We start from the raw sequence: 14,106 nt of genomic DNA on the forward strand, positions 1-14,106 counted from the left end.
AATATTCAAATCCAAAAATCCGACGGAACCTCATACGAGGTTCCCGGTTTTTTATCAAGCAGCAAACAATGGCAACACCCAAGAAAACCCGTATTATCACAGCAACGAATCCTGTATTCAGCCAGAACCTCCACCGCTTTTTCCGGCGCCTCACAGTCACCCTTTGCCTAACACTCAGCCTGCTCCAAACCGCGCAAGCATCAAGCTTAAATGCGGTAAAAGTGCTGGATAACGTCTACGCCATCATCGGCCCCTTGGAAAATCGCACGCCGCAAAATTTGGGCAACAATGCCACCTTTGGATTTATTGTCGGTAAAACAGACGTCCTGCTCATTGACCCAGGCGGCACCTACCAAGGAGCAAAAGCCGTTCATGATGCCATCAAGAAAATAACCGGCAACCCCATAAGCATTGTCATCAACACCGGAACACAAGATCATCGTTGGCTGGGCAATTCATATTTCAAGAAATTAGGCGCTAAAATTATCGCCAGCGCAGCAGCGGTTGCCGACCAAAAACACCGGGCAAGAGATCAATTCATACTGTTAGGCAATCTGGTTGGAGACAAAGGCTTGGCGGGTACCGATGCCAGTTACGCCGACCAAACGTTTGAGTCCCAACTGCGCCTCCAATACAATGGCCTGGAGGTGGAAATACACGCCGCACCGGCCCACAGCCCGGGCGATAGTTTTGTATGGATCCCGTCTAAAAAACTGGTGTTCTCCGGAGATATTATCTATGTCGACAGGCTTTTGTCGTTAATGTCTTTCTCTAACCTGAAAAACTGGATACTCGCTTTTCAAGCCATAGAAAAATTTAAACCGAATATTATCATTCCCGGTCACGGCAAGGTCACCGATTTGACTACCGCCAGACAACAAACGCAAGACTATCTGATGTTTCTACGCGATACCGTATCAACCTTCATGGAATCCGGCGGACAAATTGAGGACGTAGGGAAACTCGACCAATCGCGATTTCGTCACCTGAGTAATTTCGACGATTTAAAAGGGAGAAATATTCAGAAAGTTTATGAAGAATTGGAGTTTGAGTAGAAAACCCTAATGAAACATACCGGGTCAAACCGTGTGACCCGGTAAAACCAGGCTAGTGTACGTTTTCCAATTTTTCCAAACGATATCCGTAATTGTATATGGAAGTTAGACGCCATCCGAATTCAGGTGCAAACTGCAGTTTCTTTCTAACCCGGCTGACATGGGTATCCACAGTACGGGTATTGATTTCAGAATTATAACCCCAGATGGTTTTCATTAACTCCTCTCGGGAAATCAATTTACCCACATTTTTCAGCAACAACTCCGTAACTTCAAATTCCTTTTTGGTAAGAACCACTTCGTTACCGTCCATAGTGATACGGTGACTATTGGAATCCAATACGTATTTGCCGATTTCCAATCTCTGGTCATTGTTTAACAACAGCGATTTGCGTCGAAGCTGACCGTTGATCCTGGCTAACCATTCCGCGCGATCCACAGGCTTAACCATGTAGTCATCCGCGCCATGCTCCAATGCTTTTACAACATCTTCCTTGGACTCATGTCCTGTTGCAAATATCACCGGGATATCCCAACCCAAGTGCTCGCGAACCCAAACGATAACCTCGTCTCCATTGGTATCAGGCAACTTCCAATCAAGAACCAACAAATCTGCTGAGTCGCCCTCCACGCCGGATTTAAATTCGGCACCGGTCCCATAGACCTTACTGGTATGTCCAGCATTCTCCAGCCAGATACCCATCATTGCGCTCAAACTCTCATCATCCTCTAATACGACTATATGCACGATTGTCCCCTTTTCTTCCACTAAATCCGGTAACTAAACGTAAATTGTTATTCGCGTCATAACCCAATTGTGACAAACGCGGAATAAACTGTCTCTTGATTGTTATACAGCAAAATTTAAGCCGTACTAATCGCCAATACTGTGAATTATTATGACACAGTCAACATTGGTGAAAATGTTAAATTATAAGACACACTTGCGATTGTTTGGCTACTGCTAATTATAGAAAAGTATTTTACAGTTAACAAAAAAGCCAAGAATTTTATTTCAATAACCCTGACAATACTCCTGAAAATTGAGATATTCTCAACTTTTTCCACATATTCTGTTTAGTAATTAAAATCAGCCTGCGGACAGCTGAGCGCTAGTGTTTCGGGGTAAACAAACGGTGGGATGAATCCTTAAAGAACGGGATCAAAATCATTCCGGCCACGAACCCTCCTATATGCGCCCCCCAAGCCACGCCCGAGTCCGGGCTGCCATTGGCCAATACGGAATTGAAAATTTGCAACACAAACCAAAAAGCCAACACTATCCCTGCGGGTAATCGTAAAGTAATAATGATGACAATGGGCACGGCCACCAGGACTCGCGCGTGCGGGTACAACAACAGATAAGCGCCCAATACCCCGGATATGGCGCCGCTGGCCCCCACCATGGGAACAGTGGACCCCGTATCACCAACCATATGCGCCAGTAACGCAATCAATCCGCAGGTGATATAAAAAACCAAAAACTTCGTGTGCCCCATGGAATCTTCAACGTTGTTGCCAAAAATCCATAAATACAGCATATTTCCAATCAAATGCATCCAACCGCCATGCATGAACATGGACGTTACCACGGTCATCCAGGATGGAACCAAATAGAACTCCGGTGCCAGCTGTTTTTCACCGGTAATCACTGCGGGGATCGCGCCGAGTGAAAGCACCGATGTTTGCAATTGCCCCATAGTCGCCAGCCAAACGAGGATACAGATCACTATGAGAACTATAGTGACAATGGGTTTTATTGTGGTTGGATTATCATCGTGAAGTGGAAACATATTTTTTCTTTAGACTTCATTGTTATCGTTCTACTGCAAGTGTGCAGGTTTTTCCGACAAAAGTCGAATAATGCCATATTATTTTAATGGTTAATATAACGCATTGCCATCACTGAATAAAATGTTGCATCATGGGGCCTATGACCGCAGCCCCTGCTGACAAAGCTTACCTCCTGAGCGAACTACTGAAACAAGTCTCCCGCAGCTTCTATCTCACTTTGCGCGCACTACCCATCGGCCTGCGAGAGCCTGTCTCCGTCGCTTACCTGTTGGCCCGCGCCGCGGATACCGTGGCTGACACTGATTTACTACCCCACCACAAGCGCCTGCGCTACATCGAGCGAATTCAACAAGGCCTGGACCAACCTAAGGATCCGGAATTCTCCAATTCATTGCAGGAGCTAATTAGGGATACGACCGCAGCAGACACGGATCAATCACCGCACAATAATGGCAACTCTGAGGGAGAAACCCAGCTACTGGCCCACCTACAGCAGGTGTACACGCTGTTTGACTCCCTACCGGAGGCAGACCGACAAAAAGTCGCCACCGTGGTACAAACCCTTACCTCAGGAATGGTTTTAGACTTAAATACATTCCAAATCCAAGCACATAACATCAGCTGCTTACAGACCGCTAAAGACCTGGATCGATATACCTATCTGGTTGCTGGCTGCGTGGGCGATTTCTGGACCCGGATCTCCATAGCCCACTATTCCGCACTCAACCGGTGGTCGGAACAACACTACGTTCGTCTGGGAGTTAACTACGGCAAAGCCTTGCAACTCACCAATATATTGCGAGACGTCCCGGAGGATTTGCGTTTAGGTCGCTGTTATTTGCCGCAAGACCAACTAAACACCTACGGCCTGAGTTCGCAACAACTTTTACATACGGAAAATTCAAATTCGGCACAACCTCTTTTGCGGCACTGGTTGAGCATCGCCCTATCCTGGTACCGCGATGGCCAAACCTACTGCCTGGATATACCCAAATCCTGTTTTCGCCTGCGTCTGGCCTCCGTCTTACCCCTATCCATAGGTCTGGCCACCTTGGAAAAACTGGCGCTCAAACAAAACTGGTTGGACTCCACAAGCCCCGTAAAGGTATCGCGTAGGTGGGTTTATATGTTGTTACTATTTGCTCCGTTCTTGGTGAGCTCAAACCGCCTGTTACACTGGTGGTTTACGCTGCTATACCAAAAAGCCGACGCTGCTTGCCGCTGTAAATCAGAAACTTAAACCAATACTTAAGCAATATGGAATCGTACAAACGCATACCCTTTAAACCGGAAGGGGTGTCGGCTATCATACGAGCCTAGCGAAAGAGGTTATAGAGATGCACACGGGAGAAAAGCTAAAATTGCCATCCGACAAATGGCTGTTGGTCGCACAATTTGCCATTATAATTGGCTTGTTCGGCTATACCCGCTCCCATGTGATTAATGAGGTAGTGACCCTAGGGCTTGGGCTGCTTTGGGTGGGCACGGGTATTTTATTACTGCGGCGATTACGTGAGTCAGACCACAATTCCTTACCCGCCTCCACGATTTCCCATGAAACCTTACTGCAAAACATTGTAGATCAATCTCCGGTTTTTATTTACACCGTCGACGCTGATGGACGTTATGTCCTGGTCAACGATAAATTTCAACATTGGGCCGGCAGCGGCGACCGGGAACTAACCGGGAAAGAGCACCGGGAAATTTTTTCTCAACCTATCGCAACGGAATTTGAAAACATTGATCGTGACGTTTTACGATCCTGCGAACCTCTGGAAACCGAACATACCTTCGCCCATAATGGTCGAGAAACCACCTTACTCGGCAGTCGTTTTTGCATCATCGATGAGAACGGCAACGCCAGTGGTGTCTGTTTTATTGCCACCGACATCAGCGTCAGAAAAATGACGGAAACACGATTACAGGAAAGCGAGCAAAATTTTCGTTTGCTCACCGAAAACGCCAATGACGGTATTCTGGTGAATTTGAATGGCCGGCATGTGTTTGCCAACAAACGCATTATCGAAATGCTTGAATACGACAGCATCGAAGATTTTATAGGCACGGGCATCAAAGATGTGGTCCCGCCACGTTTGTATCAAGAAATTGCAACCCGAGCCAAGAACCGGATTTACCATCACCAGCAACCCGATCACTATGAGACCGCATTTATTACCAAGAAAGGAAAGGAAATCCCCTTCGACATGACCGTAGCTGTCACCAGTTGGCAAGGACAGCCGGCCGGTTTCGCCATACTACGAGACATTAGGGAACGGAAGAAAAACGAAGAGGAAATCCGACGGCATAAAGAACATTTGGAGGACCTGGTATCCGAACGCACCGCACGTCTACAAGCTGCCAACAAGGAACTGGAGGCATTCAGTTATTCCGTATCCCATGACTTACGTTCCCCGCTGCGTAGCATAGACGGCTTTAGCCAAATTCTCCTGGAAGACTATAGTGACTCATTGGACGACAATGGTAAGGATTGTTTAAACCGTATTCGCGGTGGCGCCCAACGCATGTCGCGTCTTATTGACGATATTTTGTCACTATCACGCCTGTCCAGTGAAAAACTTCATATCCGCAGCGTGGATCTGTCCGCACTGGCCTCCAGTGTCATTAATGAACTCAAACAAAACTATCCGGACAAACCCTTCCATGCAGTTGTTTCACCAGGAATTCCAGCACAGGGAGATCCGAGACTGCTGCACATTGTGCTGCAAAACCTGATCGATAATGCCTTCAAATACAGTAGTGATAAGCAACAACCCTATATCGAATTCGGTTGTCACCATAACAATGATGAACGTCAGTACTACGTACGCGACAACGGAATTGGATTCGACATGCGTTATGTGAAGAAATTATTCTCTGCATTTGAAAGACTTCACAATTCAAAGGAATACCCCGGTTCCGGGATCGGCCTGGCCTCTGTTGCCCGAATCGTACATCGCCACGGCGGTAAGGTATGGGCCCAAGCGGAACCCAACTGCGGTGCCACTTTCTATTTCACCACGGCACCGGCTTCTGCCCCGGACCTGGTTGCTACAGAATCTGTAGATACAGAATCTGTAGTCTCAGAACAGAGCGTAGATTCCACGGTGCATTAGTGAAGGTCACAAAACCGGCGCCATCAGCCGTGCCGCTTTGGATAAAAATTTAATCAGCGAACTTCGACGTTCCCAATCCTGCTCCTGTTGCAATCGACAATGCTTCAGGTCATCTTGAATCATGTTTTCCACCCGGATTGCAAAGTCTTCTTCAACAACAACAACGTTCAATTCAAAGTTTAAACGAAAAGAACGATTATCCAAATTCGCCGTTCCCACCACCGCCATTTCCTGGTCCACCAATAAGACTTTTTGATGTAAAAAACCCTTGTGGTATCGATAGAACTCAACCCCCGAACGCATAAGTTCCTCCATGTAACTCATGGCGGCAAGATCAACCAGTGGATTATCGGACTTTTCAGGTAACATTATACGCACGTCCACACCCCGCAAGGCGGCGACCTGCAAGGCACCTGTGACTTGTTGGTCCGGGACAAAATACGGACTAATAATCCATAAAGTTTTACGTGCACAGTTAATCACATGTACAAAAAACAACCCGCAAGTATCCAACAGATCTGCGGGTCCGGTAGGCATAATCAAAGCCCGATGATGTTGTCGAGTGGATTCCGCCTGCCAGTTGAACTCAGGTACCGACCCATCGGCCCAATACCAATCTTCCAAAAAGGCCAGTTGCACGCATTGCACGGAAGGACCTTGCAGCATAACCTCCGTATCCCGCCACTGCCCCAGAGTTTTGGATTGTCCCAGGTACTCATCACCTAGATTAAAACCGCCCACAAATGCGACTTTTCCATCCACAATGACCACTTTGCGATGATTTCGGAAATTGATCTGAAACCGCTTACTGGGTCCTTTCAAGGTTTTGAAGGGACGAATTTGCACACCGTGCTGTGTCAGTTGCGACACAAATGCAGAAGATAATCCGTAACTGCCCACGCCATCGAATAAAAAATAAATACGCACACCCGCAGCCGCTTTGCTGATGAGCTTTTGTTTTAAACGCTCTCCCAGTTTGCCGTCCTGAACAATATAAAACTGCAACACGATGTAATCCTTAGCTTTATCCATAGCTGCGAAAATAGCATTAAAGGATTGCTCACCGTCGATCAGTAATTCAACCGAGTTCATGGTGGTGAAAGGCATGGATGCGAGTTTTTCCAATACCTGATATTTGGCGCTTCGGTCCGGTAATGTTGCCTTTCTATTTAAATACTTGAGGGAAAGATCTGCTGCAATTTGATTGATTTTAAGATCGCCGGCGCGACGTGAATACACATAACCGTAGAACTTCCTTTGCCCAAAAATCCAATACAATGGCAAAGAAATAATGGGTAAGGTCACCAAAGATACAGCCCAGGCAATAGCCCCTTGGGCCGTACGTGCTGTCATGATGGCGTTGACGCTGTACCCCAGCCCCAACAGCCAGACGACCACCAACACAGTTGCAAAAAGACTGTTCATAGAAAACTAATAAATAGACCAAGCCGATTGATTATATGATGTTTTTCCTGGCGGTACTAACTTCCTGCATACAGAATAGCTGATTTCATCCAAAATTTTTTTCACCTAATAAGAGCCGTTTATAATAGCGTAGCAATTCCAAAATAGCGCGCTATGCATTTTTGTAATATAGTTAGTCAAGACGTCTATGCAGTCAGCGTATACCGCCATGCTCCGGTAAATCGACATGAGCGCAGCTGAGCAGGAGAAACATAAAGTTCAAGGATGTGGAACGGCGTCCTCACTGTTATCACCGTTTGTTCTTCGTAATCATCCACCTGACCGACAATATCATATGGGCACGATAACGAAAGCACCCGGAAAAAAGAAAACGCGACGAGGAATTGAGCAGGACGGTAATTTGAATTCTTCTGAAAACTATTTCCGGGCCATCTTCAATGCGTCCAATGATGCCATTTTGGTCCACGAAAGTGAAACCGGTGCCGTTTTGGACTGTAACGCACGTTTTAGCGAAATGTTTGGTTACAGCGGCGAAAACCTGGAACAACTCTCATTACGCAAACTGTGCAGCAACCCTCCCTATACTGAAGAGCAGCTACTGCAAAAAATCTTGCTGGCATTTCAATACGGAGCCCAGATATTCGAGTGGTGCTCCAAAACCCAATCCGGCAAAGTCCTCTGGGTTGAAATCAATCTCAAACGTGCAAAACTCGACGGTGAAGATCGTATCCTGGCATTTATTCAGGACATCAGCGACAGGAAGCTGATAGACCGATCATTGCGCGAATCCGAAAAAAAATGGCGTTCATTGGCGGAAAATGTCCCGGACACCATCACTATGCTGGACCGTACAGGCACCATTACATTTACTAACCGGGAACCCGACGGTAACCATGGTGCCATAGGCAGCAGTATCTTTTCCCAATACGACGAGCACTTCCACGCCCCCATTCAACGGGCAATAGACCATACATTTGAGGGTTCCACAAGCTCATTCGAGGCAGATCTCACCCATACTGATCAAACCCGCAGCCATGTTTTACGCTTTACACCCGTTCGGGAAGCCCAAGGCATCACTGCCGCCTTGTTGGTGGGGACCGATATTACAGAACAAAAAACAGCTAAAAGTAAATTATTGCTGTCGCAATCGGATTTGGAACAAAAAAACCGCTCCCTGGCAACAATTATCGACATCGCCGACCATGTATACCGTTGTCTGGACACACAAACAGTTGCCAAAGAAGCCGTGGAAGCCATTTGTGACTACAAGTTTTGCTCTTCCATCGCGTTCTTTATTGTGGACGAACTATCGGAATCCATGGAATTGATATTCTCCAAAGGCATGGGAGAGTTTAACTACAAACCCGGACACCACTTACCCTTACAAGGCAGTATCAGCGGTATTACAGCGATTAATAAAACCATCACCAATATTAGAGATCTGAGCGCTGAAACACGGTTGGACCAGGAGATCAAAAATCATTTGAGCGCGGCCGGATTTCAATCCTGTTATTCGGTTCCCCTGTTGTTTCAGTCCCATATCATTGGCACTATGACCTTGTTGTTCAAAAACAAACAAAGCATTACCGAGCAGGAAAATGTCACCCTGACCCACATTGGCAAGACCGTCGGTCTGGCTTTGGCCAATGCTCGTTACGTTAACCAGATACAACTGGAGATACGCGAACGCCAATACGCCGAAGAATCCTTACGCAATATCGCCGTTGGCATATCATCAGCCACAGGGGACGCTTTCTTTCGTGGCATCGTCGCCAATATTGTGAAAACTTTTGACATAGAATACGCCTTCATCGGCAAGCTCAAGAATGATATGGACGTGGTAAGCATCGCCGCCTATTCCAAAAGCGGGGTACTTCCCAATTTTGAATACCAGTTACCCGGCACACCTTGCGCACAAGTAATGGAAGGAGAGCTCTGTGCATACCATTCCGGAGTTCAGCAACTGTTTCCGCAAGATCTGATCCTGCAACAATGGGGAGTAGATAGCTACGTAGGCATTCCCCTGAGTGATTCCAGCGGAGCCTTATTTGGCATATTTGTGCTCATGGACACCAAGCCCTTGCAGCATGTGGAATTATTGGGTTCAATCTTACGCATCGTCGCTAATCGTGCCGGCTCTGAAATCGAGCGGCTTAAAGCCGAACAGGCCTTAGTATTCAGCGAAGAACATTTGCGTCTGGCATTGAAAGCATCAAACGTAGGCACCTGGGAATGGCAAGCGGCCAGTGACACCATGAAGTGGTCCGGTAACTCTGCGGCATTGTTTGGTGTATCCAGCTTTGACTCTCTAAAATCCTTCGAGGAATATGCGGCACACATCCATGAGGATGATGTACCGGACGTACGCCGAGCCTTTGAAAAATCTTTAAACCTGGGCACCACATTCTCGGTACAACACCGCTTGAAGTCTTCACAAGCTCGACATCGCTGGCTGGCCGGCCAGGGTGAAGTTTATTTCCATGACGATGGTTCACCCAGTCATATGCGAGGCACAGTATCGGATATTACCGAACGCAAACAATTTGAGGTGGAGTTGCAAGAGTCCAGAAATATGCTGCAACTGGTTTTGGACACCATTCCTACGAGGGTATATTGGAAAGACCAAAGTTCGCGTTACCTGGGTTGTAATAAAATTTTTGCTTTGGATACCGGCCTGAAATCGGCAGAGGATATCTTTGGCAAAAACGATTACGACCTGGTCTCTAAAAATGTAGCCAAAAATCTGCAAAAAGAAGATCAGGATGTGATGCAATCCAAACAACCCCGACTGAACGTGGAACATTCCATAAACAATAGGGGCAAAACCATTTGGTTGGACACCAGCAAAATCCCTCTCACGGATATAGACGGCAATATTATTGGGGTATTGGGCACCTATAATGATATCACCGAGCACAAACAGGCGATCGAAGCAAAAAACCAGTCACAACAAAAACTGCAATTACATGTCGCACAAACGCCGTTGGCCGTAATCGAGTGGGATACAAACTTTAGAGTGCTGGATTGGAATCCGGCTGCTGAAAAAATCTTTGGCTATAACAAACAAGAAGCTGTCGGTCGGCACGCAAACAGTCTGATTCTGGATGCGGCCACTATTCCTGCCATTGACGCGGTCTGGCAGGATTTGCTGTCCAGTAGAGGCGGAGAACGCAGCACTAACCGCAATATCACCAAATCCGGTGCTTACATTACTTGCGAATGGTATAACACCCCGCTGGTGGCCGATAACGGCCAAATCATAGGGGTTACCTCCATAGCGCAAGACATCACCGAGCGAATTAACAACGAACAGGAATTGAAAGTTTATCGCCAACACCTGGAGGAACTGGTAGCCAAACGCACCGATGCCCTAACGCATCTGAATAAAGAACTGGAGGCATTTTCCTATTCAGTATCCCACGACTTGCGAGCCCCATTACGCTCCATTGATGGTTTCAGCCAAGCCCTTTTGGAGGACTACAGCCACAGTTTTGATGACACGGCGTCGGACTACCTCAACCGCGTGCGCGCCGCAGCACAACGCATGTCTGCGCTCATAGATGATCTGCTGCAGCTGTCGCGCTTAACACGCAGCAATATGAAAAACACCAGTGTAAACCTGAGTAGAATAGGTGAGGAAATTTGCGCCAAACTCACAGCAGAAGCACCACAACGTCAGGCCGAGGTAAACATCGCGCCAAATATGCTAACCCAGGGCGATGAAGGTTTATTGCGTGTTGTTTTGGACAATCTGCTTAATAATGCTTGGAAATACACCAGCCGCGAACCGATTACCCACATTGAGTTTAACCAGAGCCGGCTGAACGGAGACACAGTATATTTTATCCGCGACAATGGAGCCGGATTTAATATGCAATACGTGGACAAACTGTTTTCAGCATTCCAAAGATTGCACCGCTCCGATGACTTTGAAGGCAATGGAATCGGACTGGCAACGGTAGCCCGCATTGTACATCGACATGGCGGCAAAGTTTGGGCGGAAGGGGAAGTGAACAAGGGCGCGACTTTTTATTTTACCATTCCCGGAAATAATTAGATCCTATCCCAAGTTCCCAGGCACGTATGTATCTCGCGTTCCCATTCGTACGACCTGATAAATAAGGTGCCGCTGATTCGAATTACTTTGAAAGATCCTGCTTTAAACGAGAAAATTCATTGAGCTTATCCTGGATCTTACGATTGGCCGAACCTTTGGTAAACATACCATCTTTCCCCATGACGCCGGCTTTTTGCCCGGATAACAGCGTCAAAGCCTCATCAACGCTCTCCACCGCATACACATGAAACTGCCCGGCTTTGACCGCTGCGATGACGTCTTGCCTTAACATCAAATGGCTTACATTACTTTTGGGTATCAGCACGCCCTGATCACCGGACAATCCGCCCAGTTGGCAAACATCAAAGAATCCTTCAATTTTTTCATTAACACCACCAATGGCCTGCACCTCGCCCTGCTGATTCACCGAGCCGGTAACCGCAAGACTATGTTTCAAAGGTAACTCCGCAATAGCCGACAGCAGGGCACACAATTCCGCCACCGAGGCGCTGTCTCCATCCACCATTCCATAAGATTGTTCGAACGCAATACTGGCAGATAGTGCCAGGGGTTGAGTTCTGGCATAACGCCCGGAAATATACGCACTGAGGATGAGCACCCCTTTGGAGTGGATTGCGCCGCCCAACTCCACTTCGCGTTCAATATCAATGATGTGGCCGTCTCCCATATGTACCGAAGCTGAAATCAGTGCGGGTTGCCCAAATACAAAATCGCCTAAATGGATCACGGACAATCCATTGACGCAACCAATCCTTTCACCTTGCGTTTTAATTTTGATAGTGCCGGATTGGATTTCATCCCAGATGGCTTTTCGATAGCGGTCGGAACGGCGAGTCTTTTGATCGAGCGCCTTTTGTACGTGTACGTCCGAAACCACTTTGGCCTCCTCCTTTCTGGCATAGTAATCCGCTTCGCATAACAAATCGGACATACTTCCCATATGGGTAGACAACTTAGTGGAATCCTCGATATTTCTCGATGCCTGCTCGATCAAACGAGCCACGGCTTTTTTATTAAAGGCCTTGAGCTGCTGTTTCCTAGCTAAATTAGCGATTAATTGTGCGTAGGAAGACAGATTCTCCTCAGTACGCTGAATGCTCACATCAAAATCCACCGCCACTTTAAACAGCTCGTCAAAGTCCGGATCGTAACTTTGCAGCAGGTAGTAATACATCCGATCCCCCAGCAACACCACTTTCACATCCAAGGGTATGGTTTGCGGTTCTACGGATACGGTATTGAGAATGCCGTACATTTCTCCCAGAGCCTGAATTCGAATCTCCTTGGCGCGCAAGGCTCGCTTGAGTCCTTCCCAGGCAAAAGGCTCACTTAATACCTTACGGGCCTCCAAAATCAAATAGCCGCCATTGGCTTTGTGCAATGCACCGGGCTTTATCTGCATAAAATCCGACATTAAGGTGCCAAACTGTGCGTAGTGCTCCACTCGACCAATGAGATTCTGGTATGTCGGATTATCCTCATAAATAATGGGCGCCCCTTCGCCCCCTTGGTTATCCACCAATACATTGATGGCATAACGACGATAGGGTGAAAACATTTCCGTTTGCGGTCGCAACGGATTACGCTCATCATCCTGGCGACTGAAATCTGCCACATTTTCTATTATGTCCTGCTGAACCTGAGTCAGGTATTGAACCACTTGCGGTAACTGGACATATCGTTGAATCAATTCATCAATTAAATGGCTGATGACCGGAGTCACGGTCTTTTTATTCAGTTCACCCAACTCTGCCCGCAATTCCCGTTGTAATCTGGGATCCTGCGCCACCAAATAGGAAATTTTCTCTTGCAGTGTACTGACGCCTTTCTCATATTGCGCCTTCTCCGAATCCGGTAAGAGCTGAAATTCCTCAGGTGAAATAACTTTCTCCCCTTTCACCGGTGCCAACGTAAAACCGGTACGAGTACGCACCAGTTTGATTTTCAAGCGAGTGGCTTCTTTTTCCAAAGAGGAAATGGCACGTTCGCGTTTGCTAATGAATTTCTCTTCGGTCAATTGAACTTGAGAATGATATTCCTCAGTTTCAAATACATTGGGTATGGCATGTTGCAGCTCTTTAACCAGATCGAGCATGTCGCTCTTTAGTTGTATTGCTTGCCCCGCCGGCAAACTAAGGCACGAAGGTTTGTTGGTTTGAGAAAAATTATTGACGTAACACCAATCGGGTGAAGCCGATTGCGATGGGCCATATTGTGCCAAAAACTGATTAACCAGTGTGGCTTTGCCCACCCCGGAAGGCCCATGAACAAACAAATTATAACCATCCTTGTTGATCTCAACCCCAAACTGCATGGCTTCCAAGGCACGACTCTGCCCCAATAAAGCTTCATCCGCGCACAACAACTGGTCCGTGTTGGAAAACTTCAACTGTTTAAGATCACAAGAGGTATACAATAAGCGCGCAGGTAATTCTTTAACTACAGCCATGGCCTTCCTTTATTGATTCTGATTGTCGCTTTAGACCTGTTTTTCACAAGAACCATCATTGCATAAGAACCGGCGATTCATCCTCATGAGCACGGAATCCGCCTCTCTCTTAAAGGATAGTGCAACCGAGACTCGAGGTCAGCATCCTATAGTGACCCCGAACCAGGGGGACCGGTTCGGGGTTGGATTGGG

General features: G+C 47.1%; 8 protein-coding genes. 4 read left to right on the plus strand and 4 right to left on the minus strand.

What is annotated here, in order from left to right; genetic code table 11:
• The first annotated feature begins 221 nt into the window (after window positions 1-221).
• Entirely contained in the window at window positions 222-1,055 is an 834-nt protein-coding gene (locus tag OEY58_06795) for an MBL fold metallo-hydrolase (GenBank protein MDH5325153.1), read from the plus strand.
• Between the two features lie 52 nt (window positions 1,056-1,107).
• Here OEY58_06795 and OEY58_06800 read toward each other — a convergent pair whose 3' ends face one another.
• On the minus strand, window positions 1,108-1,803 hold the full coding sequence (locus tag OEY58_06800) for a response regulator transcription factor (protein ID MDH5325154.1): 696 nt from the start codon (window positions 1,801-1,803) through the stop codon (window positions 1,108-1,110).
• A gap of 364 nt (window positions 1,804-2,167) precedes the next feature.
• Window positions 2,168-2,848, minus strand: coding sequence for a rhomboid family intramembrane serine protease (locus OEY58_06805; GenBank protein MDH5325155.1), 681 nt, complete (start codon window positions 2,846-2,848; stop codon window positions 2,168-2,170).
• A gap of 140 nt (window positions 2,849-2,988) precedes the next feature.
• On the opposite strand from OEY58_06805, the gene OEY58_06810 reads away from it, so the two are divergent.
• Both OEY58_06810 and OEY58_06815 read left to right on the plus strand, forming a co-directional pair.
• Entirely contained in the window at window positions 2,989-4,089 is a 1,101-nt protein-coding gene (locus OEY58_06810) for a squalene/phytoene synthase family protein (protein ID MDH5325156.1), read from the plus strand.
• Between the two features lie 97 nt (window positions 4,090-4,186).
• Window positions 4,187-5,962 (plus strand): PAS domain S-box protein, encoded by a 1,776-nt coding sequence (locus OEY58_06815; protein ID MDH5325157.1) that lies wholly within the window; start codon window positions 4,187-4,189, stop codon window positions 5,960-5,962.
• 6 nt (window positions 5,963-5,968) lie between these two features.
• Here the strand turns inward: OEY58_06815 and cls are convergent, their stop codons facing one another.
• Window positions 5,969-7,387: a cardiolipin synthase gene (cls, locus tag OEY58_06820; GenBank protein MDH5325158.1), complete on the minus strand. Its 1,419-nt coding sequence runs from the start codon at window positions 7,385-7,387 to the stop codon at window positions 5,969-5,971.
• 226 nt (window positions 7,388-7,613) lie between these two features.
• Here cls and OEY58_06825 point away from each other — a divergent pair, with 226 nt between their 5' ends.
• Window positions 7,614-11,444, plus strand: coding sequence for a PAS domain S-box protein (locus OEY58_06825; GenBank protein ID MDH5325159.1), 3,831 nt, complete (start codon window positions 7,614-7,616; stop codon window positions 11,442-11,444).
• Window positions 11,445-11,526: 82 nt separating this feature from the next.
• Here OEY58_06825 and OEY58_06830 read toward each other — a convergent pair whose 3' ends face one another.
• Window positions 11,527-13,914: an AAA family ATPase gene (locus tag OEY58_06830; GenBank protein ID MDH5325160.1), complete on the minus strand. Its 2,388-nt coding sequence runs from the start codon at window positions 13,912-13,914 to the stop codon at window positions 11,527-11,529.
• Between the last annotated feature and the right edge of the window lie 192 nt (window positions 13,915-14,106).

The sequence above is a fragment of the Gammaproteobacteria bacterium genome, from assembly GCA_029882975.1.
Lineage (GTDB): Bacteria > Pseudomonadota > Gammaproteobacteria > SZUA-152 > SZUA-152 > JAJDNG01.